Origin of the sequence: Moorena sp. SIO4A1, assembly GCF_010672065.1 — a bacterium.
In the GTDB taxonomy this organism is placed as follows: Bacteria; Cyanobacteriota; Cyanobacteriia; order Cyanobacteriales; family Coleofasciculaceae; genus Moorena.
Window position 1 is genome coordinate 68,742 of record NZ_JAAHHX010000024.1, and the last position, 25,357, is coordinate 94,098.

Below are 25,357 nucleotides of genomic sequence, written 5' to 3' on the forward strand. Positions count from 1 at the left end.
TTAATATTTGTTGCTAATTAATACCGTAATCGTTAATTAGTTTTATTATTGTTAATTAATTTTTTGTAAAACTAATTAACAATAATAAAACTAAAAATTGCAACGGCAAACCAAAAAACTATAAACGGTTGAAAAAAGGATGATTAAAAAGTAATACTTTTTACAAAAATAAGTGCAAATATCTAATATGGCTTATGGTTAATGAATAGAGCGATCGCTCTATCATCTGAGTTGCTCGAAAGTATTTACTTTAATTAATTGAAATAGTTTCAAATAGTAAGTAAGAGTAAGTAAGTTTTTTAAAGGAGGTAGACCATGAAACGTCTTGTGGTATGTTGTGATGGAACATGGCAAGATTTATCAAGTACTTACCCAACCAATGTGGTTAAGATTGCTCAGGCAGTTAAACCACTGGGTAGTGACGGAATTCTACAAATCGTATTCTACGATGAGGGAATTGGCACAGAAGACTCTCTGAAGAGCAAGCTTTTCGGTGGCGCTTTTGGAAGAGGGATTGATAGCAATATCCAGGATGCTTATCGCTTTCTTTGCTTGAACTACGTCCCTGGTGACGAAATCTACCTGTTCGGTTTCAGTCGTGGGGCTTACACCGTGCGCAGTCTCGCTGGAATGATTTATAACTCAGGCTTGCTATCCCGTTCCGAGATCCGTAAAGCTCCGGAAGCCTACGAACTGTACCGCTCTCGGGATATCAAGCCCAATCACCAACAAATGGTAGCATTCCGCGAAAAATACGGAGAACGTGTTCCCATTACCTTGCTTGGCTGCTGGGATACCGTTGGTTCCCTTGGTATCCCTAATTTATCCCCCTTTTTGCGGTTTGACAAAAAGGTCAACGAAAAGTATAGATTCCACGATACCTCTTTGAGTCCGATTATTAAGCATGGGTTGCACGCTGTATCCATTGATGAGCAGCGCAAAGTGTTTGACGTGACTCCAATGGACAAAAGCGACCTTAAGGTTCTTGAAGTATGGTTTCCAGGGGTTCACGGCTCCGTCGGTGGTGGCTCCCAGGAGCAGAGCGGCTTGTCCGACTGCGCACTGCAGTGGATGATGGACTCAATCGCCAAGATCGGTCTTGGTCTTGAGTTTGACCCAAGCGCAATTCCTACTGGTATCAACATTGACTATGAAATTGATTTCAACAATGATCTGGGTCTATTTAAGTTCACACGGCGCAAGCAAAGAGAGATTATTTCTGATAACTTTAATGACCTTCACGAGAGTGTAAGAGAACGCTGGCTGAGGCGGCCAGATTATCGACCGAGCAATCTGCCTAAAAAGCACGTCTCCAGACTCAATCAACTATTAGAACAGAAGCAACAGAAGTAAAATAATGATGTCAATTTTGGTTGACTAGTCAACAGCTAATAATTAGTAATTTGTTATTTGAATAAAATTGTGAATTATGAAGCATGAAGCATGAAGTATGAAGTATGAATTATGAAGTGTGACAACTTAATTTTAAATTTTTAATTTTAGAGTTATCAACAAAAATTTGTTTTGAAACCCGAATCAGTTTATAGGGACCAAGACTAGCTAAGGTAGTATATTGGTCAGGTTTTAGCTTGGCTTTCTTTAGCCTTTTATTCCTAGCTAACATCAAAACTGAGGGAGGTGAAGGCTGAGTCACTGCTATTTCTTTCATGTAATTTCGTGCTTTTTTGCCTTTGCTCATGTAGGTGACGGGTTGCTGGGTGTAAAAAACCACACTGGGTTTTTTGAAACCAATCATAATCAATTCTTCTGAGGATTGCTTTTCTTGAACAGCAATGGCAGATAATTGCCGTAGGGGTAATTGACGCACTTGATCCACTAATAAGAAAGTCGGGGTCAACACGAAAATAAGAAAGGCTAAAAATCCCACTAGGTTGACTATCCATACCCCAAACAACCAACGTCGCCACAGCAATAGTGCTGCTACAATAGCAGTTAAACTCCAAATAATACCTCCCCTCACCATTAAGCCGGATTCTTGCAACTGCTCCGGTAAGTTGGGTGCTGCTGGTCCACTACCGATATATTCCGGAGCCAAGAAAATGGCAGTGGCAAGGGCAATTAACAACAAGAGGTTAAATAGGCTACTGAGTACCATGGATGGGGAAAGGGGCAGAGGGCTAGACCAGGAAAGGGTACTAGTATAGGTGAGTTGGTCACTCCACAATAAAGCCAAAAGAATGGCGGCAGCTGGAATTAGGGGTAGGACATAGCTGGGTAGTTTAGTGGCAGCAATGGTAAAAAAGCCGAAAATCCCTACAAACCAGAACAGAGCAAATAAACCTAAATGAGTAGAACGGGGTGAGTTACGCCACCGCACCCGCCGCCAAAATTTTAGTCGTGCGATCGCAAAGGGCAAGTAGCTCGACCAAGGAGCAAAAGCTATCAGTACTACTGGAAAATAAAAATACCAAGGCCCAGCGTGGCGGTTAACGGTGCGAGTAAAGCGTTGAATATTGTGATATCCAAAAAACGAGTCGATATAGGCTTGCCCATTGGCTAGGGTTACTAATAGATACCAAGGTAGTGTCAGAGCCAAAATAATCAAAATGCCTCTAAATAAGCACATTTCCTGCAATACTTCCCTGCCATTTCCCAGGTAAAGCAGAAAACCACCAATAATTACTGTGGGTAGAACGATACCGACTGGTCCTTTGGTAAGGATAGCTAGAGCAATTAGCACATAACAGGCTAGGTACCAACGGCAAGGGTATTTGTGAGGGGGTGAGGGGCTTTTAGGAACAGTTTTTTCGCTGCTTCCGAGCTCCTGTGCTCCTGTGCTCCTCTGGTTTCGATGGGCATACCCTAGAAAAAAGCTTAGTAATGCACCACCCACACAGGCGCTGAGTAACATATCTGAGACGCCGGTTCTTGCCCAGATAATGGTTTGAAGATTCACTGCCATCAGGGTCGAACCAATCCAGGTACAGAGCCACAACTGCCGCTGGAGATAGGAAGGGTTGATTTTGCTATCCCTGTGCTGACTAGAATCTAGATCAGGGGTAAAGGCACCAGGACGGGAAACACCATAATATCGTAGGGTGTAAAAGGCTAATCCAGTTAATGCGATCGCACTCAGGGCTGACGGCAGTCTTACTGCCCATTCATTCACCCCAATCAACCGGTAACCAATTGCCATCAACCAGTAGATTAGGGGTGGTTTATCAAAGCGAGTCTCACCATTGAAATAAGGGGTAATCCAGTCACCTGTAACCGTCATCTGGCGAGCGGCCTCAGCAAACAAGGGTTCAGTTTCATCTACTAAACCGATGTTGCCCAAATTCCACAAAAAAGCTAGCCAGCTGATCAGGAGTAACCACAGAATAGAAAGTGTCCATAGGGTGGTGGGATGCTGTTGCCAAGATTGCCACCAATTTTTAAACCTATTAGTTAATTTAAACTTCATCAATGGGCTAGGGGGTGATTGAGGTCTAGCAGGCTATCATGAGTCCAAAAGGGATAGCATGGTCTACAGGTGTGTTATTCTTGTTTAAATGAGTGTAGTAGATGCAGAATACCCGTCTTAATAATTTAGTTGATTTTTTATCGACGCGGCTGGGGCTATGGTTTGCTAATCCCTGGCGACGCCTGTCCATGATCCTGATTAGCTTTCTGTGTGGCTTCTTGGTAGGACAAGGCCTGTGTACTACAGCAGGAACTGGCCAGGAATTGATACTATCTGGGATGTTGATTATTTTTACAGAACCACTTAGCTGGTTGATTTATAGCGGTAAATTTCCAAAAGGTAAATCAAATCAAACCGTTGACCGGGTTTCATGGTTGGCAGATCTAGTCAATGCTTTTAAGATTGGTCTGGTATACAGTATGTATTTAGAAGCCTTCAAGCTTGGCTCTTGAAATAGTAATCAGTTATTAATCAGTTAGTAATCACTGCTGAGTCCTCAGAAGCGATATTTCCCATGCAACTACTGACCGACAAACGATAAATGAAAAGAGACACCAAGAGCGTTGGTCAAATTCTCGAGCAGTGGGTATCAGGACAAACACCAAATCCCCTGGAATGTCAGCAACTGTTGGCTGAGGAACTGGCTGATCACCTAAAGGCAAAGGCGTTTGGCATCACAGAGGATAATGGTGAACAGGTAATCCAAATGCGATCGCATTTGTTTGAGATAGTCTACCCAGATATTCTCGCTCTACCGTATTTTGAAACTACTCCTGAAACACAGCAAAAGACTCTCTTATCCCTTTGGAACCTCTGGCTTCCTTTAGCCATGGCGTTGGTATCCTGTCGTAAACAGCTGGGACGTCCTTTGATTCAAGGCATATTAGGAGGGCAGGGCACTGGGAAAACGACTCTAGCGGCAGTCTTAAGTGTGATTATCCACAAATTAGGCGAACGCACTCTCACCCTGTCTATCGATGACCTCTACAAAACCTACAAGGAGCGACAACAGCTTCAAGAACAAGACCCCAGGCTGATCTGGCGTGGTCCCCCTGGCACTCATGATGTTGAGCTGGGTTTACAGCTATTAGACCAATTACGATCCCCTTCCCCTACCGCAGAAATCCTCGTGCCTCGGTTTGATAAGTCAGCTTTTGGGGGGGCTGGAGACCGAATCACTCCAGAGGTGGTCGAAAGTATTGATATTGTATTGTTTGAAGGGTGGTTTGTTGGGGTTCGACCCATTGAGCCAGAGGTGTTTGATGGCTCCCTTCCAGAACCGATTCAGACCCTGGAAGACCGAGAGTTTGCTCGGGATATGAATCAGCAACTGAGGCTTTATGTACCGCTGTGGGAACGATTAGACCGATTGATGGTACTCTACCCTACTGACTACCGCCTCAGTCAGCAATGGCGACTACAGGCAGAGAAACAGATGATTGCTCAGGGGAAGTCCGGGATGGGAGATGCACAAATTAGAGATTTTGTCAACTATTTTTGGAAAGCTCTCCATCCAGAATTATTCATTACACCCCTGACTAGAAACCCAAATCTAGTAGACTTGGTGGTTAAAATTAATCCTGACCACACACCTGGTGTGATTTATTCACCAGGGTATACTGGTTAGCATGGATCCAACAAGCGGGTGATCGGACTCGAACCGACGACGTTCAGCTTGGGAAGCTGACATTCTACCACTGAATTACACCCGCAATCCTTTAACTAATCTTTAACTAATATTTAACAAGTATTGGTATTATAGCAGTTCTTAATTGGGTCAGGTACTTCACCCGATTGAGAATTGCTAGATCAACTGCGCAATAATACCCATCATAAAGAAGATTGATAGGGAGATGGGGCAGATTTTTATTAAGGTTAATTACCCGGACAGGATCTGATCAGGGCCTTCAGCTTGGCTTTTTGGTAAGCTGTAGACAAAGATTAGCCTTCCCCATTGCTTCTAGTATAGCGCCCAAGGAGCACCCAGTTTAGCTTTGAGGTGTTAACCCTAAGGGAGCTATACAAAAGGTTAAACTACCAAAAATTTAAATCTACCAAACTAGTAAAACTAAGCCAGTGTCATGGGAATACTGGACTTTGTCTTAGCATTTAAGTCAATCAAAAATCATGTTTAACACCACTGAAATTCTAATTAACGCCTTTGTTATAAGACTCCGGGAAGGCTACCGCCGAACTTACGGGGGACTCAAACCTGACAACGAAGATATAATTGCTTGGGCTGGCAGCATGGCCATGGAAAATATTGCCAACAGTGATGCCCTCTATCACAATGTGGAACACTCCATCCTAGTTACCCTCGTCGGACAAGAGATTTTGCGAGGCAAACATATCCGTGAAGGTGGTGTAACTCCTCATGATTGGTTACACTTTATCATTTCTTTGGCATGTCATGATATTGGCTATGTTAAAGGAGTATGTCGCCAAGACCGAGAAAATGAACGACTCTACGCTACTGGTCAAAATGGGGAGATGGTTCATTTACGCCAAGGGTCTACCGATGCTGCTCTGACTCCTTATCATGTCGATCGGGCAAAATTATTTATTGATGAGCGCTTTGGTGGTCACAACCTGATTGATGCCGAGTTTATCAAGCGCAACATTGAACTGACTCGTTTCCCTGTGCCGAAGCAAGGGGATCATCAAGATACAGGTAACTATCCTGGATTAATTCGCGCCTCTGACTTGATTGGTCAACTGAGTGACCCACGCTATCTCAAAAAAACTAGTGCTTTGTTCTACGAGTTTGAAGAAACTGGATTTAACAAAGCCATTGGCTACCGCCATCCTGGAGATCTGCGGGAAGGCTACTCTAAGTTTTACTGGAATGGGGTATATCCTTATATTCAGGATGCCTTGCGTTACCTATCCTTAACTCAGGAAGGTAAACAAATTACGGCTAATCTCTTCTCCAATGTGTTTGTGGTTGAACACTCAGAAAATCAAAATGGAATGGTGAAAATGACACAAAAGGTTAATGTATAGCAGTTACCAATCTGTTGAGGTACTTTAATCCCGGGTTTTAGGGAACAGGTAATAGGGAATAGGGAATAGGGAATAGGGAATAGGGAATAGGGAAAAAATCCTGTGTACCTCATTAATATGATAAGCGCTATATAACCAGAAGCTATTAAAGGTGAAGGCTTAAGGGTGAACGGTGTTGGGTCAAGGGTGTTGGCTCAAGGATGGTTGCACCAGATTTCGATACCATCTTATTAGTATGGGGTATGGGTAAAACATAGCTAATCCAAGACACGCCCATACTAATAAGACCCATACTAATAAGACCCATACTAAGTAAACGCGAGGTGCTTTTCGCCCTTCCGGAGTCAGAATCCTAGTCAGAATCCTATGAACTGGTGGCAAAAACTTACCAAGAACCCTCTCGCCCGTTTTGGGGCATTGCTATTATTGACGTTTTATCTAATTGTCATTGCAGCAGATGTTGTTGCTCCCTATGATCCTTATGTGTCTCAGCCAGATGGTTCCCTGCTACCACCTACCAAGATCTACTGGCGTAACCAGCAAACCAAAAAGTTTATTGGTCCCCATGTCTATCCCACAACCCAAGGACCAACGGATTTAGAGACAGGCGATCGCAAACTGATTGTAGACTGGCAAAAGCCTTCGCCAGTGGGTCTATTTGTTCCAGTTCCGGAGTATAAGTTGTTTAGAGCGATTCCCTTCAACCGTCACCTGTTCGGTACAGTGGGTGAGGGTAAGATTAATCTATTAGGTACCGATGAGCAAGCTCGTGATCAGTTTAGTCGCTTGGTGTATGGGGGTCGGATTAGTCTTAGTATTGGTCTAGTGGGAATTGCGATCTCCTTTCCCCTTGGTCTAATCATTGGGGGAATTTCTGGCTATTTCGGCGGCTGGGTAGATGGGATCATCATGCGTCTGGTAGAAGTTTTGATGACTATTCCTGGTATTTACCTACTCGTCGCCTTAGCTGCTGTGCTACCACCTGGTTTAACTAGTGCCCAACGGTTTTTGTTAATTGTTTTGATTACCTCGTTTATTAGCTGGTCTGGCTTAGCACGAGTGATCCGAGGACAGGTGTTATCGATTAAGGAGCGGGAATTTGTCCAAGCTGCCAAAACTATGGGGGCGAATCCCTTTTATATCATTGTACGGCACGTTCTGCCCCAGACAGCTTCCTATGTGATTATATCAGCAACCTTGGCAGTTCCTGGTTTCATTGTGGCCGAGTCGGTACTGAGTTTAATTGGGTTGGGAATTCAGCAACCGGACCCGTCCTGGGGAAATTTGTTGTCTTTGGCAACCAATGCCTCAATCATCGTGCTACAGCCTTGGTTGATTTGGCCCCCAGCACTGCTGATTATTCTGACGGTGTTGGCGTTTAATTTACTTGGGGATGGGTTGCGGGATGCTCTCGATCCTAGAAGTTTACAGCGCTAGCTATTTTAATACTCAAGGGGGAAGGATGGGTCGAGTTTGGAAAAAGCCTTTTTTTCTGGGTTCAATCATCAGCCTTGCTCTCCTTGAGCGCTAGCCCTTACCACAATAGTCCACAGACTTCAGTTTTAACAAAAAATCTCAGGGAACAATAATATTATAAATAGAATGTTTTGTGGCTGTGTTTACCCATTATCAAATACTTACTGGCTCAGACAATAATATATAAAATACGGATCTTCCGTACTTGTTATGCTAAATAAACACTTTAGCTAAGGGAGCAGGGAGTAGTGTAAAGAGGCCGTATTCAGAAAATTTTGTTAGTTAAATAGCCTCATTTTCCTTATACAGTAAGCTTTATGAGTTTTTTAAGTTGAAATTTAGCATAAAAGGTACTGAAGAACCTAAAATACAAACCCAATCCAGAGCAAAGAAGAATATCACGGCAATTAAACAATAGTAAATCTGGCTAGTGGCTGTTATCATTTTGCGCTCCAATTAATTTTAACATAGTACTATTTTTGGCAACGATAAATACTGTAAAAAAGACCTAGTTTCGATAAAAAAAATATTTTTTGTTTCTTTATAATCATCGACAATTCCTTGTCTGTTTCTTTACAGTCCATGTGGCAAGACAGTAGCAGTTAGAAGAGACATACAGACTGGGGACATGAAAGCATTATCAGTGGCAAGTGTTACGGCACCATCTAATCTACCCAAGGAGTCACCTCCTCAAGAGTATCGGAGTGAGTATCCCTTCCGGACACTACTTTATCTCTACCGCCAAGACCTAGGTAAAATCGGACTGTCGATGGCGGTGTATGTGATCAAACACAGTCCGGAATGGATCAGACCATTGGTGATTGCTAATGTAATTGATATTATTGCCAACCCAAGCACTCACCCACTGTCGGAGTTATGGATTAATGGGGCTATCTTAGGGATTTCTGTAGTGCAAAATATCCCCACCCATTACTTACACATCCGGTTTATGAGTCTCGCGACTCGCAACATGGAGTCGAATCTGCGCTCACTAATCACCCAGCAGCTGCAACTGCTTTCAATTGGGTTCTACAAAAATAACAGCAAGGGAGCACTACAAACCAAACTCTTGCGGGATGTGGAACAAATTCAAGGGTTGGCAACAACCCTGTTCCAGTTTGTCCCTGCAGCTATGCTAACTATCTTAGTAGCAATTGTCGCTACTGCTATTCGTGCTCCTTGGTTCCTGCTGTTCTTCCTGGGAACTGTCCCAGCGGCTGTGATTTTGATCTCGGTACTCAGAGGACCGATTCGCGATCGCAATTCTGCTTTCCGACAACAACTAGAAGAAATGGCAGCTAGCTTAATCGAGATGATTCAGCTAATCCCAGTCACACGAGCTCATGGTGCTCAACAGACTGAGATAGAACGGATTGATGGCAAGTTAGTGACGGTCAAACAGGCAGCGGTGCGACTTGACTCGATTAACGCCATCACCGATTCTTCTTCTTGGGTAACCCTACGGTTATTCAGTCTGGTTTGCTTGATCACCTCAGCCTGGTTAGTCTATACCAAGCAATGGGCAATCACAGTGGGGGATGTGGTGTTACTGACTGGTTATTTTGATTCCCTGACTAGCTCGATAGTGCAAATTTTAGCTGTATTGCCACAGATTGGCAAAGGTTTTGAATCCATTCGCTCAGTGGGTGAAATTATCGAGTGTCCTGACCTAGAGCGCAATCCTGGTAAGATAGCTCTGCAACAGGTGCGTGGTGAATTCACCTTTGAGTCGGTTAGTTATAAGTATCCCGATACGGAACAGTTTGCCATTCAAGACTTTTGTCTACAGGTCAATCCTGGGGAAACCATTGCCATCGTCGGACCATCCGGAGCCGGAAAATCGACCTTATTAAGTTTAATTATTGGTTTCATGGCTCCCACGACCGGAAGAGTTTTACTAGATGGTACAGATATGAGTAGCCTCGACCTACAGACCTATCGGAAATTCCTATCAGTGGTTTCCCAGGAGACTATCTTATTTGAAGGTACGGTACGAGAGAATATTGTGTATGGCAGTAAACAATTGGATGAAGAACAGTTAATCAAGGCGATTCAGGATGCCAATGCTTTAGAATTTATTCAGGAATTGCCCTCGGGACTTGATACTCTAATTGGGGAAAATGGGGCAAAACTTTCTGGTGGTCAACGGCAACGATTAGCGATTGCTCGTGCTTTAATTCGTAATCCACGGGTGTTAGTTCTCGATGAAGCAACATCGTCTCTAGATACTGCTTCGGAAGCTTTGATTCAGGACGCTTTGGAACACTTGATGGAAAACCGCACAACGTTTGTGGTAGCTCATCGCCTGTCAACGATTCGGAAAGCTGACCGGATTGTAGTTATGGAACGAGGGCATATTGTAGAAGTTGGCAATCACGCTCAACTGCTGGAAAAAGATGGAACTTATACACAATTACATTCATTACAGATATAGCAGTTATCAATGGGGTGAGGTACTTTCATTACGGGTTTTAGGGAACAGGGAACAGTGAAAAGGGTACAAGGAAAAGGGAACAGGGAACAGGTAAAAAATCCTGTGTATCTCATAGCTATGAGAAATGCTATATCACTCAGGCAAATCACCGAACTCTTCTCGATAACGAGCTAACAATGACTCCATTTGAGCTAATTGCTCCTGAGCTTGTTCCTTTTGCTGACATTCTTGTTCGGCTGCTTCAGTAGGGGTGGGAACTAGTTGTCCTTCTGCGGTAAACCAACGTAATTTTGAGTCATAAATTCCCAAATATAGTGCCAACTGTTGACTCCACAACCAACCTTCTTGATTAGGCTCAAGTTCGAGATAACAACCATCTACCAAGTGGAAGCCCTTCAATTCCAGGGTGTTGGGGTCAAACCAGAAATAGTCGGGAGTACGGAATGTATCCTGGTAGATTTGTTTCTTTAATCCTCGGTCCGTATCTGCCGTGGTCGGGGAAATAATTTCTACAATCACATTAGGATACTTCCCCTCTTCTTGCCACACTACCCAACTATTCCGAGGTTTGCGCTCAGTTCCCAGCACCACAAAAAAGTCAGGCCCACGAAATTCTTCAGACTTACGTTGTCGAGGACTGTAATAAATAGTCAGATTTCCCGAGACATAGAAATCATCACGCTCATCCCACAACCACTCTAGGCATTGGATGAGTAGGGTCATTTGTAGTCGATGTAGATCAGTTTCCAAAGGTGGTTCGTCACTGAGTAAATCCCTAGGGGGAAATATAACATCTTCCGGTACAGTTGTTGCAATTTCTGTTGCAGTTTTTAATTCTTGGGTCAAAGACATCGCGGCTAGGGTCTAATAAGTAGGTGGTACTTATTAGTCTAGATTATCATCATTATATCCAGTCAAGTAATATCTGAACAAAGTTGAAAAATTATCAATCTCTGACTCTTAACCATTAGGCGTTGCTTAATAATGGAGCAACGCCAACCATTATTAAGCTAATAAATGATTACAGCGTTTTTCTTCACTATCAGCTACACCTGTTTCCTTTGCTATAGCTGAATGCTGAATGCTGATAATTTAGCATTCGCTTTTTTTTTTATCCTAAAATTACTCCCGGAAAAACAATTTAGAAAAACCCTTGAAAATTATAAATATAATCATTACAATAATCATTGTAACCGAAATTTAGTTTTTTACTCATGTCTACAGACTTTATTCCGAATCACGACAATAATCTAAAAAAACAACGTATTAAGTACATTAAGGGCTCTCCTGAAGCAGTAATTAAGACTATTTACGGCCTTTCTGCACTGGGGTATGGGTCGGTTTCCGACTGGAGCCCTTTGCAAGCAACCGGCATTCCGGGGCAAGTAATTAGTTTTGCAACCAAGTATCAAACTTGGCGTTAATAGGTTAAATTTATGGGGGGGTTTCCCCCCCGGTCTGGTCCGCTAGGATCACATCCGGATTGATTCGGAAACTGATAGACATGACATAACGTTTACAGTATTGAAATAGCCGTGGATATTATTTCTACGGCTATTTTTTTTGTAAGCATTTAGCTATCAGCTATCAGCTATCAGCTATCAGCTAATGCGCTACGCGAACAGCTATCGGCTTACAGCAAATTTTGCCCCCCTAGCCCCCCAAATTTGGGGGGAAATTGAGTTAAAGTCCCCCGCCCCCCTAACCCCCCAATTTTGGGGGGAATTAGCGGATGCTTCGCTTTTTGATAGTCGGGGATTTAGGGGGCTTGCAGCTAAAGGTAGTGAGGTCAATTCATCTGAAAACGGCTGTATGATTGGGGCTACACCTATGGTGGGCAGTGCCTAGTAACGGGTTTTGTCAGCTGATCTGTATTAAGCACTGCCCACCCTACATCAACTAAAATTAATTAAATTGATCGTAATGACCACCTATTGCAAAAATATAAACATAGTTATCATCAAATTTGTAAATAAGGCGATCTTTTTGAGAAATTATTCTTGACCACAACCCCGATAAATTATGTTTTAACGGTTCAGGTTTTCCCATTCCTTTAGCGGGATCGTCTCTCAGCATTTCTTTGATGATTTTACAAAGGGTTTGATGGAGTTTTTTGTCTTTTTTACGAAGTTATTCGTAAATTTCCCAAGTTTTGCCCTCAAATACTAAGTATCTCATCTAGTTCTTGTTGATTGGGAGAGTAGCCTTTATTTTTGGTATGGGTAGCTTGAGAATGGTTAATCTGTTCCATTAAATGGCTATTTTGTAATACATACAATGTTTCTTGTTGTTGTTCCCAATCTTCGGCACTAATAATAATAAAGTCTCCCTGATTGGGATCGGTGATTTTGAGGGGAGTATGTTGATTAATGACTTGTTTAATAAAGTCTTGAATGTTAGTCTTAAATTGCTTGATAGGAATAGAGTTCACGGTTTTTTCCTCATTTATACTTAAGTATAGCAGGTTAATATTTCCTTGAGTTGCTTGTAAGCATTTATCTCAAGTCCGGTTGAATACCGATAATAAAAGTTTATCGAAGGCAGCTTTGCTGAAGTAAAAGAATAAGGTTTCAAGGGAATGGTGCGATCGCTTTTAGCGGCTCCTTGGTCGTTGGCCACGCTACGCGAACGGAGCATTGCAACGGTAGAAATCGGTTTCAGCTACAACAACCTATTTCTGGATGTATGTATGAAACAGTCTGTAGGTTAATCAACACAATAAGGCAGGGTTTATTAAGAATTATTTCAAAATTTTTGACAATAAGTATTTATTATAGTAAAGCACTATAACTAAACTTCTCTAGTATAGATGCGATCGCACAAGCGCGGAAGCTTTGCTTCATCGCGTAGCGTGGCCTACGGCCAATCGGATTTAGCGGCTCCAAACGAGCATCGCAACGGTGGCATGGCGGCAAGGTTATGAGTAGAGGGTATGTGCTCACTATGATGTAAACCTAGGAGTTTTTTTCTTATCAAAGAAAACTAAGATTTTTTTCTCTTATCAAATAAAATTTTTGCTTTTTTTTCTCTATTCCCTTCTGCATCTTGCCTGCATGACTTTTACCGCAATAAGTGTGTTGACATCCCAGATCTAAATAGTTTATATAAGAAGCGAGGCAGCATTTACCTTAAAATCAAATGAATTGTGAGAATTTTTGTTTCCTACTCCCAGTTCCATTTCCTATATACAGCGTTTTTCATAACTATCAGGTACATAGGTGCCCTTTCCTTTGGAAGATTAGCAGGCAGATTAAATGTGCCACGGGTAGCACCTCAGGATTTTTTATATATTCCCTGTTTCCTGCTCTCTGTTGCCATTAATCCATAACGAAAGTACCTAACCTAATTGAAAACCGCTATATATAATTCTGGCTGATGGAAGCTAAAAAAGTTCTGGAAATGTATGCAGCAGGGGAAAGAAATTTCTGCTGTAAAAATCTTAGAGGTCAGTCATTTCAGGAGGAAGACCTTTCAGGAGCAGATTTTAGTGAAGCTGATATTAGAGGGGCAAATTTTAAGAAGGCTAATTTAACAGGAACTAAGTTCTGTAAGGCGAAGGCAGGATTACAAAGACGATTGGTAATTGTTCTTCTGTTGCTTTCATGGATCATATCAGGACTATCTGGAATGTGCTCCTTCTTTGGTGGGGCGTTAGTAGTATTAATAGTTCGCTCTAGCGGCATAGCAGAGCAAGTCTACAGCTGGATAGCTTTGATTGTAATAGTTGTCTTATTTGCTGTTATCATTCGTCAAAATATCAAAGGAGCCGTAGCCCTAGCCGTAGCGGTAGCGGTAGCTGCAGCTATAGCCGTACCCTTTGCCGGAGGTGTAGCTGTAGCATTCGCTGTAGCTGGAACCTTGGCCGTAGTCGAAGTTGTAGTGGTAGTTGGATCCTTCGCCATGGCCGAAGCTCTAGGTGGATCCGTAGCCCTAGCCATAGCGGTAGCCATAGCCGAAGCGGTAGCTGTAGCTGGAGCGGAAGCTGCAGCTGTAGCATTCGATATAGCTGAAGCCTTAGCTTTAGCCTTAGCTTTAGCGTTCGTTTTACTTACCATGTACTTGGGCTGGCGTGCTCTAAAGGACGATCCCAAGAATGCTTGGATTCGTAATCTTGTGATTGGTTTTGTTGCTACAGCAGGAACCAGTTTTTACGAAGCTAACCTAACTGATGCCGATTTTACGAGAGCTATCCTGAACAGTACAGATTTAACAAAGGCTACTCTCACTCGTAGTTGTTGGAAAAATACTACTAAGCTTGACCAAGCTAGACTAGCAACAAGCTACCTTCAAAATCAAAATGTTAGACAATTACTCATAACTGGAGAGGGACAAAATCAAAACTTTAATCGCCTTGACTTAAGAGGTATTAATTTAAAGGGAGCTAATCTAAAAGATGCTAGCTTCATTGGAACAGACTTAAACCGAGCTAACTTAGAAAATGCTAATTTATCCAGAGCTAAGTTAGTTCAAACGTTACTAGAAGGAGCAGATTTAACCGGAGCCACCTTAACAGGAGCATATATCGAAGATTGGGGAATCAGCAATACTACTAAACTACTTGAAATTCAATGCGATTATATTTTCCTGAAACTACCTACTCAAAATGATCCAGACCCTAAACGTCGTCCTGCTGACCAAGAGAGAAATTTTGAACCAGGGGAATTTGCTAAATTAGCTCAGAGAATTCCTCATACTGTCGATTTAGTTTTTCAAGATGGTATCGACTGGCAGACTTTTCTGACAACCTTTCAGGAGCTTCGAGTGGAAAACGACACAGAAGAGCGACCAGTAATACAGACCATGGAAAATAAAGGCGATGGTGCTTTTGTTATTCGTGTAAAAGTCCCTGAAAATGTTGATGAAGCTGAATACGAGCGAAAATTTTGGGCAAAATACAAGCCAATGTTAGATGCTAAAGATGAAACAATCAATTTTTTATCTGAAGACGTAAAATATACACGTAAACAAAATAGTAAATTACTAATAATAACTCAAAAAATGGCAGATAAAGAAAATATTAATATTGATATGCGTGATCAATCTAATGCCAAGTTTACCATTGGTGCTAACTATGTCGAAAAAGCTGATTCTGTTAGTAGTCAGGAAAGCAATGCTCAGCAAAATATCTACGAAAAACCTGACAAAAACCTAACGGAAGCAGCAGCAGAAATTCAGGAACTCCTAAACCAACTATCTCAGAGTAATCCGAGTAGTACTGAGATTGAGAAGTTAACAATTGTAGCAAGGGCTGCTGAGGAAATAAAGAATAACCCAACCCTGAAATCTAAGGTAATTCATGCCCTCGAATCAGGAGGAAAAGAAGCTTTTAAGCAAGCGATAGACCATCCCTTAGTTGATATTTTTATGGCTCTCATTGAGGGATGGAGAGAGGCTTAGCTATAAAAAAACTAAATTTAAGGTCAATCAGATGAGCAAAAATAGCTTAACCCAAGAGCAATGCCAAGAATTAATACAACTGCTTTCCAAACGGAAAGATAAGCTGGAGGGAAGAATTACCAAAAATAATAGCTTAACCCAAGAGCAATTAGAAGAATTAGTAAAACGGCTTTCCAAACGTAAAAATGAGCTGCATGGAAGAATCCCCATTACAGCGGTGATGGATATTTTAACGGACTTAGAACTATCTGATCTACTTATTGAAAATGATATTGATGAGGTGTGTGAACCAATGGATAGAGAATCGAAAACGCAGACATGGCAAAACTCTTTTAAGTTTGCCTTAATCCTAATCATTGTTACAGCACCATTATTTGCCTTTGGAGGGTATAAAGTCCGAAAATTTATTGTGACAAAGTTTCCCGAATTAGTAGGAATTAAAATTACTAAGGATGATGAGATTAATATACAATTAAAAAATCTCCAATATGAACTAAAAAAAATAGAAATACAAAATGATAAACTAGAGAATATAAATCAAGAATTAAATGCTAAAATCGCTAAAATAGAAACCAGTCCACCTCCTGTTGTTCCTTCTCCAGAAATTTCACCAACTCCGACAGTTCCACCCACTATAATTACTCAAGATAAACCTAAAATATTTGAACGTAAAGGTATTATATATCAATTTAAAAATTGCCAAAAATCTCCCAATATAAATTCAAGTACTCAATCAATAAGTTGTGCTATATTAATTACAAGTACCAAAGAAAATGTTCAGTTGCGTTTATATTCTAATCGCAATTCTTCTGCAAGAAGTAGACTATTTCAGCAAGGGAAAGAATATGTAGCTACAAAAGTTAAATTGGGTACATTCAGTAGTAATCGTAGTGGTTATGTAAAAAACAGCTTGATTAAGGATGTACCGATAGAAGCCATTATTGATTTTGGTGGAGTTCCACTAGAAGTCAACCAGATAGATATGCTGCAATTTAAATCCTATTTGGAGAGTTCTTATTACAGAGGTTATATCAAGACTGAGTTACCGAATTTGCCGGTTATTCCGGAAAACTAGAAGCTATCTAATTTACAAATTTTTTAATTAAGTAAGGTACAAATTTTAGGGAACAGGGAACAGGGAACAGGGAACAGGGAAGAGATAAGAGGCAATATTGGCGTAGGGTGTGTTAGGGACGGGCTCCCCTTGATTTTCTCCCTGTTGATATCGGTTGAGATAGCCCGGCCCGTAACGCACCACCGGGTCAAACTAGAGATCCTTCCCCCTTGCCTCAGCGCAACCCTGTAAATAATTGATCTGTAGATAACTTAAGGTTAGGAAAAAGGGAAGATTTGAGACAATCCCCTCTACGGAACATTACTTTCTGATATTGATCATTCACCATACAGCAGACCGTTACCGTCGGTTGTTTGGGGCTACCAATAAAGTATTTTCCGCCAATACCGAGATAATCTACAATCCAGTATTCTGGAATTCCCAAAGTTTCGTAATCTTCATACTTACGAGCATAATCATTCTGCCAGTTTGTACTAACGACTTCAACCACAAGTTTTACAGTAGTACCCAGAGTTATCACTGGTTCCCTTGCCCAAAGTGGTTCGTTGATTAGTTCTCCTTCATCAAGCACAACCAGATCTGGTCTGAAAGCGTTGAAGGTTTCCAAGGGCTGAATTAAGCAACGGTGTGGGATAAAATAAGGTACATTTAAACGATCTATTTCTACATTAAGCTTTCGGCTAATCAACGCCACGACTTGCTCGTGGGGGCCAGTTGGTTCTATCTCAATTAGCTCTCCATCAATCAGTTCGTAGCGTTGATCGTCTCCATACTGAGCAATAAATTCTTCTGGACTGATACCGGTTTTGGTTGCTGATAGAATCATAGGGAACAGGGAACAGGGAACAGGGAACAGGGAACAGATAAGAGGCAATAGTGCTTAGCCTATTGTAGGGTGCGCTCAAAGTAATCAACATCTGCTGCTTCAACCGATTGATTATAAGGAAGGCAGCACCCAAAACCCTTAATTTTTACACTTGTTACCCTAATATTTTATCTTTTATTGTGAGTTACAATAACTTTATCGGACTTATAATCCGAACGCCCGTAGGTTAAGAGAGTCAAAAATGATGCAAACAAGTCACTTCAATCAAATTTTAGAAATGATTGACGCTCTTTCTTTAGATGAACAGAACGATTTAATTAATATTATTAGACATAGACAAATTGAACAAAGAAGAGAAGAAATCGCTGTTAATATTACTAAAGCTCACCAAGACTATCAAGAAGGTAAAGTCTTCCGAGGTACAGTTGATGATGTGATCGCTGAATTAAACGATTGATTCAGGAATAGCGGCAACTAAAATGGAGACAAACAAAGCAACTTGTAGACACCCTCATGAATTCAAAAACCAGCTTGATCGCTCGCATTACTCAAACCCCTGGTCAGTGTGGTGGTCGTCCCTGCATTCGAGGGATGCGAATTCGAGTTACGGATATTTTAGAAATGTTGGCTGAAAATGTTAGTGTTACTGAAATTTTAAAAGATTTCCCCGATTTGGAACTGGCAGATATTCAAGCTTGTCTGCTTTTTGCTGCACGACGCACTGATTTCCCCAGACTGACAGCATGAAGATTTGGATTGATGCTCAACTGCCTCCAACATTAGCAGCGAGCCTTTGGGTGGTGCGTTACGGAGCGGGCTGTTCCAACAGTAGCGCTCGGTGTTGAACATGAGGGCAAGCCCGCTCCTAACGCACCCTACGCACGACGCACTGATCCCCTGTTCCCTGTTCCCTGTTCCCTGTTCCCTGTTCCCTACTATTGTGTTCAACCGAACATGATATGACCAATTAACTTAATTGAGCCACTACCTGATTTGCTAATAAGGTTTCATTGGTAAGTAAATCATCAACAGTAACTCTCAAGTAACGTTCAGCATCAACTTGAAACTGGAGTTTAATGCGATCGCTTCCGGGATTGCCCAGGGGGGTTAAGTTAGCCACACTTCTTGCCCCATCCCTGTCATTGAGGGGTTGCACAGCAGATTGACCCTGGCCTAACTGACGAGTAATCAAGCGATCGCCTTCAAAATAAATCTCTGTGCCACCAGTTTGGGAGCCTAACTCTCCTAAAATTAGCTCTATACTCGGTTGATTATCTACCGATGCTCCTAAGAATAGTTCTACTGGCTCACTCATGGGGTAAGGCTGTCCTTCTCTAATGATTGAGTGCCAGTTGTGACGCTTTAACCGTCTATCCCAATAGCGAATTCCGTAGCTATGGTAGAGGAAATCTTGGACTTCGATACCTTGGCTGAGCTGAAGTGCGCCAGTTGCGATCGCTTCAAAGGGTTTTTGGCAACGAACCTTGCTTGAGTCGAAATACTGGTTTACCCATGTCTGAACTGCTGGGATGTTCACCGTGCCACCCACTAACAAGACACCATCTATATCTGGCACTTCTATACCGCTGCGTCTTGCTTGTTGCAGCACTTCCGTCATCCTATCATCAAGGGTATCAAAAAACTGGTGTTCTTTGAGAATAGTTTCAAACGTCTCCCGGTCTAGTTTTAGTTCGTAACTCTCGAAGGTTTCATCATTAAAATAGACTTCTGTAGCTTCAGACTGCTCAGACAGTTGAATTTTCAGGCGTTCTGCTAGTCGAGTAGTCAAAGGCGATCGCATTAACCCTTGAGTTTCCACAAAATAATCCACCAGCCAGTTATCAATATCTGTCCCACCCAAATTTTGTCCCACTTTCGCCAGCACACGGGCAATTTTCACCTTCTGGCTAGACCCTTCACCAAAGGACTTTTGCCCCCACTTAAGAATAAACCCGAGGGGTTTTTTATTCCCTTGAGCCTCCTGATTCAGCTGCACCAGAGATAAATCCAGGGTGCCACCACCAAAGTCTATGACTAGCAGAGTATCCCCTTCCGCAATACCATAGCCCAAGGCAGCCGCTGTCGGTTCATCCAGCATCCTCACCTGTTCCACTGGCAAGGATTGGCAGATTCCACTAAGCCAATGGCGGTAAGCTTCAAAGCTATCCACAGGCACAGTCAGAATCACCGATTCAATCGCAGAATCCCCCGCCTCGGACTGGAGGGCTGATAAGTTTTCAATAATTTGGTTGAGGAACCATTCCCCAACTTGTTCAAAGGTGATCCCGATCCCATCCAGTTCTGGCAGAAATCCCTGAACCTCAGCACCAATTCCCCGTTTGAAGCTGCGGAAGAATCGAGGGTCACTGGTAAGGTCCAATCCGCGATCGCGTACTGCCTGTCCAACCATAACCTTACCCTGAGCAGCATCTTCCACATACACCAAACTGGGAATTAAGGGAGGATTTTGACTAAGTTGCAGAGCAAGTCCTGGTAAGGTGATGGTTTCTGGCTTTTCCGTGACTGGGTTCCAGCGAGTGATTACCGTATTGCTCGTGCCAAAGTCAATAGCGTAGGACGTAGTACTGGTGCTAGGCATTTAATGTTTATTGAACTGATCTTATTGATATTCTTTATTATTAAATATCAGTTTATGGCTGAACCACTCAATAGCCAAGACCTGTACCCAGGAAGACGCTTTAGCAATCCTTGTCGGAATTGTGATAATTTTTGATGCCATCTTCCCGATTCCCGATTCCCGATTCCCGATTCCCGATTCCCTACTCCCGATTCCCTTTAGACATCTAACTCTTGCCTAAAGCTTAGCCATGCTGCCATCGCCTCTGGATTAGATGCTACGCCTTTTTGCATCAAAATCACACCATCTTTAAAATCAATGATGCCATAGTCGTTAGCCTTGGTGACCCGGTCAATCATGTTAACTAAGGAGCGCAACCGCTGACCATCATGCTTAAAGGCAATTTGATAGCGTTGTAACCGCCATAAATCTGCGATCGCATAATCCACCTTCACCACCTCGCCATTATCATTGCGCAACTGTAAATCCCCTAAGCGGATGACTTCCCGACGTCCTGACAGATGAGGGACTAGATAGGTAGTAGCTGAGACACTAGCATTTGCAGGAATCTGAGCCAGTAATGACCGGATCGACCCCACACGAGACCACTGTTGGGTTAAGGGCACATACACGAAGGGTTGGTAAGAATCCGGAAGCAGGAAATAAAAGGTTCGATTTGGGCTAGAGGTAATGGTCAACACTACCGCAAGGGTTAGACAAAAAATCCAAAAGCGCCGAAACTTAGACCTAGCCGAGATCACAGCTTGACTAAATTGGGGATGAGCTGACCACCAAAGTATCGCGCCATAAAATAGCCCAGGTACTACGGTCATCGCATAGCGGATATTAATCGCAAGCACTGATTGACCTTTACCCAACAGGAGTTTTAGCAAAGGAAATGCTGCGATAGACCAAGAAGCGGGAGCAATAGCTGGTATAAATGCTAATGGTAACCATTGACCTAATAAATACTGAATGGTGCCAAAAAAGGGAGTAAACAGTTCTACTAGTAAAAGCCAGGGATTGGTCACCATACCCTTAATAATCTCCAGGGTAGACGCCTCATCCCCATCAGCGTACTGACCAAAACGCTCGATCATGAACCGTTGAGAAATATCTTCCGAAAATATAGGCATAATTAGATTGGTCAAGACAAGTATGTAACCGAAACTGAGGGTACAAACTGCCAGACCAATGCGAGGGTAGCGCCGACTGACAATTAAATAGAATCCCACACCAAACAAACCTATGCCGGAATCTTCCCGTACAGCTAAAATCAAAATTGCCAGCAACCAAAACAGCCACCACCAGCGTTTTTCCATAGCTAGCAGTAGCCCAAACACAAACAGCGGAATTTGGCAGATGTCATGGAAGTTGGCTAAGGTCGGACCAAGAATAGCATTAGCACAGTAAAAGCTAACCGTAATCATTGCTGCTAACATCGGTTGCAGATACTGTCTGGCCAGGATATACAAAACAACACCAGCAGCTGTTACCAAGGTTACCTGCAAAACCGTTAGGGTAGCGGGAAATGGGAACAAAGCATATAACGGTAACCAAAGTAATAGCGCAGGAGTAAAGTGTTGCCCTAATCGGTGGTAATATACATTTGGAACTTCCCCATTATGAACTACATTAGTAGACAGTTGGGATGAAAGAGTACTCTGAAAGACACGACCGTGACTGCCATTCCAGAAGACTTGATTAAAAATTCCTTGGTCGTAAGACGAATAAAAAGTATAATGTCGATGTAGAGTAAAAACTAAGGTGAATAAAAAAAATGCGATCGCCGCAGTAATAACAAGTTTTAAACCAGGTTTTTTTGTCATTTGTCCTTTGTCATTTGTCCTTGGTATTAAGCTCCATACATAAAGTTTCGCTTTTTGAAAACTACTCTTGTTTTAAACACACCCGAACTAAATCCCTACAAAGGTAATTGCTAATTGCTACTACTCCCGAGCCCTTGCCAATCAGCACTTCTCACGTCACACGTCTGACATCTGACTTCCCCATTACTTACTATGGGAATTTTAATCGTAAATGTTGTCCCAACGCCCAATTGACTAGTCAGTTCAATCTCTCCCTGATGCTGTTCCACACAGCGTTTCACAATCGATAATCCCAGACCAGTCCCTTGAATTGTTCCCACATTTTTTGCTCGATAAAAAGACTCGAAAATTTGATTTTGGTCTGCTTCAGCAATTCCAATTCCTTTATCCTGGATGCGGAACACAACCAACTGCTGTTTCAGATCACAGGTTAGGTGAAAGGTCACGATTTCATGAGAAGGAGAATACTTTAGAGCATTAGTAAGCAGATTAGTTATAATGTAATGTATGAGTTTATCATCCATACAGACTTCTGTATAGGCCCCGTCAGAGGTAAAAACAATCCGGTTGCGGCTGGCTTCATCTAGGCATAGTTCTGCAATTAAATCCTGGCAGAATTGCTCTAAGTTCATCGGAGTTGGAATAAATTCTAGCCGACCTACTTCAGCTTGACCGATTAGCAACACCTCTTCCATCAACTCAGTCATGCGCTCTACTGAAATAGTAATTCGTTTTAGATAACGGTGCTTTTGCTCCTGAGTGGCCAGATTACCATAGCGCTTAAGTAATTCAGCGGCAGTTAGGATCACACTGAGGGGATTACGGAATTCGTGGCAAACGGTGGAGACGAACTGGGAGCGGAAATCTTGGATTTCTTGCTCTTTTTCCAACACCTGCTCTAACATTTCTGTCTGAGGATCCTCGCTGATATCCCAAAACGCGAGCACTACTCCATTCACGTTTCCCAGTTGGTCTTTTAGGGGTGAAGCACTATTACCAACGGCAATTCGACCACCATCCTTTGTAATCAAAGCGTTATGCTCGCCCAGATAGACAACTTGTCCGGTCTTGATTACTTTATCTAGGGGATACTTGACTAGATTACCAGTCAGATCATTAACAATTGGCAACACTGAGGTCAGATCTCGCCCCCATACCTCGGATTGGTTCCAGCCAGTCAGAGCTTCAGCGGGAGCATTCATAAAGGTAATGATACCTTGGGTCGTGGTAGCAATAACTGCATCATCGATAGAGTTTAAAATGGATGACAACTGAGCTTGGCTGCTCTGCAACGACTGCTCCATCTGGTATTGCTGGAGAGCAATTTCAATAGCAACCCGCAAGTCTCTGTCGTTAAAGGGTTTGGTCACATAACCAAAGGGTTGGGTAACTTTAGCCCCTTGCAAGGTATCTTCATCCCCATAGGCAGTTAAATAGACGATAGGAATACGTAAATGTTCACGGATTTGCCTAGCAGCAGTAATACCATCCATCTTGCCTTTGAGGAAAATGTCCATCAGCACTAAGTCAGGCTTAGTTTGAGCGGCTTTGGTAATGGCTTGAGAGCCAGATGAAGCAGTAGCTGATACCATATACCCCAGTTGCTTAAGCTGGCTAGCAATTGTCTTAGCAACAATAACTTCGTCTTCTACAACTAACACCCTGGTAACCACTATTGTTGTCCTATTGCCTCTACAATTGTTGGTGTTGAGAATAATATTCTGAAAGCTGTGCCCTCGCTATGGCCCTGAAACATACTCCCCTCTAGTTGCTCCGTTGCCAGGTCATAAACTAACGATAATCCTAAAGACTGGGTATTACGCCAATCTAACTGTTCTGGTAAACCAACTCCATTATCTCGGACAATCAATTCAACGTCATCGTCCCCGCTACGGTGCAATTCAATGTGAATCTCACCAGAGCGTCCATTGGGAAACCCGTACTTCAGGGAATTGGATACCAGTTCATTGATGATTAGACCGCAAGGGATGGCCTGATCAATACTGAGCGGAATGGGTTCAATAGTGGTGTGCAACTGAATCCTATCGCTAGTTATTTGATAAGCTACCAGTAAGTTCACGGCTAGGTTCTGGATATAATCGACTACATCCAGGTTGCCTATCACTGAGGCACCATAAAGTTTCTTATGAATGAGAGCCATGGCTTCAAGGCGATGGCGAGCTTCCGACAGGTGTAGTCGGGTTTGGGGTTCATCTATTGTCACAGATTGCAAGTGTAGCAAGCCAGAAACAATTTGTAAGTTGTTTTTGACCCGATGGTGAATTTCTTGGAGCAGCACCTCTTTCTCAACTAGGGTAGCTTTGAGGTTTTCCTCGACCTGTTTGAGCTGTGTGATGTCGATGGCTATGTTATAGATCCGAGTGGGAGTGTTATTAGCATCCTTGAGGAGGTGAGCACGATGGCGAATCCAACTCACAGCTCCATCCGGTCGCAAAATTCTGTAGTCAATATCTTTGGCACCAGTTGACAGCAGGGTTTGCTCTGCCAGTTGATAGGTTTCGAGATCCTCTGGGTGAACCACTGATTCCCACAGGCGTAAGTTTCCGAAGAACTCAGTGATACTGCGACCATAGACTTGCTCGGTAGCACTGTTAAGATAAAGCAGTTTGTCAATCGAAGGATCAAAAGACCATACCACTGCTTCTAGGTCAGCCAGAATACTCTCAAGACGTTCTTGGCTCAACTGCCAAGCATGTTCATTTTCCCCCAATTCCTCCTCAAACTGCTGATTGACAGCAACTTCCTGCTGCCATCGCTGATTAGCTGCCACTAATTCCCTTTCTTTTTGAGTCAACTGTTGCTGTAAGTCTTCGACCTTAGTCACGATAGCAGAGAGGATTGCTGCCATGGTGTGGGGGGTCACCACACGTACTACTTGACCTTGCTCATCCACTAGGGGTAGGTGACGAATCTGGTGTTGACGTAATTGGGACTCTACCAAGAAAATGTCCGGTGTCGGTATGATGGGCAAGGTAATTAACTCTTGAGTCATCACATCAGCAATGGAAACCCCTGAGTGTACCATTCCAGCTGTTGCTACTTTGACCACATCCCGTTCTGTAAAAATTCCTACCAATTTCTGGTGCTGTACTACCAGCACATAGCTCCTTCCAGTTTGATTCATCGTAGCGATCGCTTCCGTTACTGGAGTATCGGGAGCAATGGTGAGGGGCTGCTGGTCGCCAGGAAAATTTACAATGGAAAATTGACCAGAAATGCCATTTTTCAGGTAATCTTTAGCTTCCATATAACCCTTGAAGCGCCAAATTATTGGATACTTTTAGGGAGTCGAAA

General features: G+C 42.7%; 24 protein-coding genes, 1 tRNA gene and 1 pseudogene. 12 read left to right on the top strand and 14 right to left on the bottom strand.

Translation table 11 applies throughout. From position 1 onward, the window contains the following. Positions 1–315: 315 nt before the first annotated feature. Positions 316–1,353, top strand: coding sequence for a DUF2235 domain-containing protein (locus F6K53_RS17470; protein WP_293068550.1), 1,038 nt, complete (start codon positions 316–318; stop codon positions 1,351–1,353). A gap of 109 nt (positions 1,354–1,462) precedes the next feature. Here the strand turns inward: F6K53_RS17470 and F6K53_RS17475 are convergent, their stop codons facing one another. Then, the gene (locus F6K53_RS17475) at positions 1,463–3,424 is read right to left on the bottom strand and encodes a glycosyltransferase family 39 protein (RefSeq protein WP_293081435.1); all 1,962 of its coding nucleotides are present in this window, start codon (positions 3,422–3,424) and stop codon (positions 1,463–1,465) included. Between the two features lie 101 nt (positions 3,425–3,525). Between F6K53_RS17475 and F6K53_RS17480 the strand changes: the two genes are divergently transcribed. After that, complete coding sequence (locus F6K53_RS17480; RefSeq protein WP_293020591.1) at positions 3,526–3,876, top strand: DUF565 domain-containing protein; 351 nt, start codon at positions 3,526–3,528, stop codon at positions 3,874–3,876. Positions 3,877–3,965: 89 nt separating this feature from the next. Then, entirely contained in the window at positions 3,966–5,051 is a 1,086-nt protein-coding gene (locus tag F6K53_RS17485; RefSeq protein WP_293020593.1) for a glycerate kinase, read from the top strand. Between the two features lie 13 nt (positions 5,052–5,064). Here F6K53_RS17485 and F6K53_RS17490 read toward each other — a convergent pair. After that, a tRNA-Gly gene (locus F6K53_RS17490) sits at positions 5,065–5,136 on the bottom strand. Positions 5,137–5,551: 415 nt separating this feature from the next. Between F6K53_RS17490 and F6K53_RS17495 the strand changes: the two genes are divergently transcribed. Beyond that, positions 5,552–6,427 (top strand): Npun_R2479 family HD domain-containing metalloprotein, encoded by an 876-nt coding sequence (locus F6K53_RS17495; protein WP_293020595.1) that lies wholly within the window; start codon positions 5,552–5,554, stop codon positions 6,425–6,427. Here the strand turns inward: F6K53_RS17495 and F6K53_RS17500 are convergent. Further along, a complete protein-coding gene (locus F6K53_RS17500) occupies positions 6,385–6,540 on the bottom strand; it encodes a hypothetical protein (protein ID WP_293068544.1) in 156 nt (51 codons plus the stop codon). The two genes, F6K53_RS17495 and F6K53_RS17500, sit on opposite strands and share 43 nt — an antisense overlap. A gap of 253 nt (positions 6,541–6,793) precedes the next feature. Here F6K53_RS17500 and F6K53_RS17505 point away from each other — a divergent pair, with 253 nt between their 5' ends. Together F6K53_RS17505 and F6K53_RS17510 are read left to right on the top strand one after the other, a co-directional pair. Continuing rightward, a complete protein-coding gene (locus tag F6K53_RS17505) occupies positions 6,794–7,864 on the top strand; it encodes an ABC transporter permease (protein WP_293081439.1) in 1,071 nt (356 codons plus the stop codon). A 667-nt stretch (positions 7,865–8,531) separates the two neighbouring features. Then, entirely contained in the window at positions 8,532–10,337 is a 1,806-nt protein-coding gene (locus F6K53_RS17510) for an ABC transporter ATP-binding protein (protein ID WP_293081441.1), read from the top strand. Here the strand turns inward: F6K53_RS17510 and F6K53_RS17515 are convergent. After that, positions 10,307–10,450: a hypothetical protein gene (locus F6K53_RS17515; RefSeq protein ID WP_293036800.1), complete on the bottom strand. Its 144-nt coding sequence runs from the start codon at positions 10,448–10,450 to the stop codon at positions 10,307–10,309. The two genes, F6K53_RS17510 and F6K53_RS17515, sit on opposite strands and share 31 nt — an antisense overlap. A gap of 19 nt (positions 10,451–10,469) precedes the next feature. Beyond that, positions 10,470–11,189 (bottom strand): Uma2 family endonuclease, encoded by a 720-nt coding sequence (locus tag F6K53_RS17520; protein WP_293081444.1) that lies wholly within the window; start codon positions 11,187–11,189, stop codon positions 10,470–10,472. A gap of 362 nt (positions 11,190–11,551) precedes the next feature. On the opposite strand from F6K53_RS17520, the gene F6K53_RS17525 reads away from it, so the two are divergent. Continuing rightward, positions 11,552–11,761 carry a hypothetical protein gene (locus tag F6K53_RS17525; RefSeq protein WP_075904992.1) on the top strand — a complete coding sequence of 70 codons (210 nt, stop codon included), beginning with the start codon at positions 11,552–11,554 and terminating at the stop codon, positions 11,759–11,761. A gap of 481 nt (positions 11,762–12,242) precedes the next feature. Here the strand turns inward: F6K53_RS17525 and F6K53_RS17530 are convergent. Continuing rightward, positions 12,243–12,452, bottom strand: a pseudogene (locus F6K53_RS17530) (Txe/YoeB family addiction module toxin); the annotation flags it as partial. Between the two features lie 43 nt (positions 12,453–12,495). Then, on the bottom strand, positions 12,496–12,768 hold the full coding sequence (locus F6K53_RS17535; RefSeq protein ID WP_293058220.1) for a type II toxin-antitoxin system Phd/YefM family antitoxin: 273 nt from the start codon (positions 12,766–12,768) through the stop codon (positions 12,496–12,498). Positions 12,769–12,915: 147 nt separating this feature from the next. Here F6K53_RS17535 and F6K53_RS17540 point away from each other — a divergent pair, with 147 nt between their 5' ends. Then, the gene (locus tag F6K53_RS17540; RefSeq protein WP_293081446.1) at positions 12,916–13,047 is read left to right on the top strand and encodes a hypothetical protein; all 132 of its coding nucleotides are present in this window, start codon (positions 12,916–12,918) and stop codon (positions 13,045–13,047) included. Positions 13,048–13,108: 61 nt separating this feature from the next. Here F6K53_RS17540 and F6K53_RS17545 read toward each other — a convergent pair whose 3' ends face one another. Further along, the gene (locus tag F6K53_RS17545) at positions 13,109–13,252 is read right to left on the bottom strand and encodes a hypothetical protein (protein ID WP_293081449.1); all 144 of its coding nucleotides are present in this window, start codon (positions 13,250–13,252) and stop codon (positions 13,109–13,111) included. Positions 13,253–13,712: 460 nt separating this feature from the next. Here F6K53_RS17545 and F6K53_RS17550 point away from each other — a divergent pair, with 460 nt between their 5' ends. Beyond that, positions 13,713–15,734 (top strand): pentapeptide repeat-containing protein, encoded by a 2,022-nt coding sequence (locus F6K53_RS17550; protein ID WP_293081452.1) that lies wholly within the window; start codon positions 13,713–13,715, stop codon positions 15,732–15,734. 31 nt (positions 15,735–15,765) lie between these two features. Next, positions 15,766–16,809, top strand: a complete 1,044-nt coding sequence (locus tag F6K53_RS17555) for a hypothetical protein (protein WP_293068528.1) — start codon at positions 15,766–15,768, stop codon at positions 16,807–16,809. 45 nt (positions 16,810–16,854) lie between these two features. Here F6K53_RS17555 and F6K53_RS17560 read toward each other — a convergent pair whose 3' ends face one another. Together F6K53_RS17560 and F6K53_RS17565 are read right to left on the bottom strand one after the other, a co-directional pair. Next, complete coding sequence (locus F6K53_RS17560) at positions 16,855–16,989, bottom strand: hypothetical protein (RefSeq protein ID WP_293081455.1); 135 nt, start codon at positions 16,987–16,989, stop codon at positions 16,855–16,857. A 34-nt stretch (positions 16,990–17,023) separates the two neighbouring features. Continuing rightward, complete coding sequence (locus F6K53_RS17565; RefSeq protein ID WP_293081504.1) at positions 17,024–17,635, bottom strand: Uma2 family endonuclease; 612 nt, start codon at positions 17,633–17,635, stop codon at positions 17,024–17,026. Positions 17,636–17,876: 241 nt separating this feature from the next. Here F6K53_RS17565 and F6K53_RS17570 point away from each other — a divergent pair, with 241 nt between their 5' ends. Next, complete coding sequence (locus F6K53_RS17570; protein WP_293081458.1) at positions 17,877–18,092, top strand: hypothetical protein; 216 nt, start codon at positions 17,877–17,879, stop codon at positions 18,090–18,092. Positions 18,093–18,148: 56 nt separating this feature from the next. After that, positions 18,149–18,382 carry a DUF433 domain-containing protein gene (locus tag F6K53_RS17575; protein ID WP_293058233.1) on the top strand — a complete coding sequence of 78 codons (234 nt, stop codon included), beginning with the start codon at positions 18,149–18,151 and terminating at the stop codon, positions 18,380–18,382. 220 nt (positions 18,383–18,602) lie between these two features. On the opposite strand, the gene F6K53_RS17580 is transcribed toward F6K53_RS17575, so the two are convergent. The 4 genes from F6K53_RS17580 to F6K53_RS17595 form a co-directional block, all read right to left on the bottom strand. Further along, complete coding sequence (locus F6K53_RS17580) at positions 18,603–20,234, bottom strand: Hsp70 family protein (protein WP_293081462.1); 1,632 nt, start codon at positions 20,232–20,234, stop codon at positions 18,603–18,605. Between the two features lie 197 nt (positions 20,235–20,431). After that, the gene (locus F6K53_RS17585; RefSeq protein WP_293081465.1) at positions 20,432–22,042 is read right to left on the bottom strand and encodes a DUF2079 domain-containing protein; all 1,611 of its coding nucleotides are present in this window, start codon (positions 22,040–22,042) and stop codon (positions 20,432–20,434) included. Between the two features lie 110 nt (positions 22,043–22,152). After that, on the bottom strand, positions 22,153–23,715 hold the full coding sequence (locus tag F6K53_RS17590) for an ATP-binding protein (protein WP_293081468.1): 1,563 nt from the start codon (positions 23,713–23,715) through the stop codon (positions 22,153–22,155). After that, positions 23,715–25,310 (bottom strand): histidine kinase dimerization/phosphoacceptor domain -containing protein, encoded by a 1,596-nt coding sequence (locus F6K53_RS17595; RefSeq protein ID WP_293081471.1) that lies wholly within the window; start codon positions 25,308–25,310, stop codon positions 23,715–23,717. The genes F6K53_RS17590 and F6K53_RS17595 overlap by 1 nt, the downstream gene beginning before the upstream one ends. Positions 25,311–25,357: the final 47 nt, after the last annotated feature.

Bases quoted from the DNA above. Each gene is read 5' to 3' on its own strand.
- F6K53_RS17470 (WP_293068550.1), top strand. From the start codon at position 316: ATGAAACGTCTTGTGGTATGTTGTGATGGAACATGGCAAGATTTATCA.
- F6K53_RS17475 (WP_293081435.1), bottom strand. From the start codon at position 3,424: ATGAAGTTTAAATTAACTAATAGGTTTAAAAATTGGTGGCAATCTTGG.
- F6K53_RS17480 (WP_293020591.1), top strand. From the start codon at position 3,526: ATGCAGAATACCCGTCTTAATAATTTAGTTGATTTTTTATCGACGCGG.
- F6K53_RS17485 (WP_293020593.1), top strand. From the start codon at position 3,966: ATGAAAAGAGACACCAAGAGCGTTGGTCAAATTCTCGAGCAGTGGGTA.
- F6K53_RS17495 (WP_293020595.1), top strand. From the start codon at position 5,552: ATGTTTAACACCACTGAAATTCTAATTAACGCCTTTGTTATAAGACTC.
- F6K53_RS17500 (WP_293068544.1), bottom strand. From the start codon at position 6,540: ATGAGGTACACAGGATTTTTTCCCTATTCCCTATTCCCTATTCCCTAT.
- F6K53_RS17505 (WP_293081439.1), top strand. From the start codon at position 6,794: ATGAACTGGTGGCAAAAACTTACCAAGAACCCTCTCGCCCGTTTTGGG.
- F6K53_RS17510 (WP_293081441.1), top strand. From the start codon at position 8,532: ATGAAAGCATTATCAGTGGCAAGTGTTACGGCACCATCTAATCTACCC.
- F6K53_RS17515 (WP_293036800.1), bottom strand. From the start codon at position 10,450: ATGAGATACACAGGATTTTTTACCTGTTCCCTGTTCCCTTTTCCTTGT.
- F6K53_RS17520 (WP_293081444.1), bottom strand. From the start codon at position 11,189: ATGTCTTTGACCCAAGAATTAAAAACTGCAACAGAAATTGCAACAACT.
- F6K53_RS17525 (WP_075904992.1), top strand. From the start codon at position 11,552: ATGTCTACAGACTTTATTCCGAATCACGACAATAATCTAAAAAAACAA.
- F6K53_RS17540 (WP_293081446.1), top strand. From the start codon at position 12,916: ATGGTGCGATCGCTTTTAGCGGCTCCTTGGTCGTTGGCCACGCTACGC.
- F6K53_RS17550 (WP_293081452.1), top strand. From the start codon at position 13,713: ATGGAAGCTAAAAAAGTTCTGGAAATGTATGCAGCAGGGGAAAGAAAT.
- F6K53_RS17555 (WP_293068528.1), top strand. From the start codon at position 15,766: ATGAGCAAAAATAGCTTAACCCAAGAGCAATGCCAAGAATTAATACAA.
- F6K53_RS17565 (WP_293081504.1), bottom strand. From the start codon at position 17,635: ATGATTCTATCAGCAACCAAAACCGGTATCAGTCCAGAAGAATTTATT.
- F6K53_RS17570 (WP_293081458.1), top strand. From the start codon at position 17,877: ATGATGCAAACAAGTCACTTCAATCAAATTTTAGAAATGATTGACGCT.
- F6K53_RS17575 (WP_293058233.1), top strand. From the start codon at position 18,149: ATGAATTCAAAAACCAGCTTGATCGCTCGCATTACTCAAACCCCTGGT.
- F6K53_RS17580 (WP_293081462.1), bottom strand. From the start codon at position 20,234: ATGCCTAGCACCAGTACTACGTCCTACGCTATTGACTTTGGCACGAGC.
- F6K53_RS17585 (WP_293081465.1), bottom strand. From the start codon at position 22,042: ATGACAAAAAAACCTGGTTTAAAACTTGTTATTACTGCGGCGATCGCA.
- F6K53_RS17595 (WP_293081471.1), bottom strand. From the start codon at position 25,310: ATGGAAGCTAAAGATTACCTGAAAAATGGCATTTCTGGTCAATTTTCC.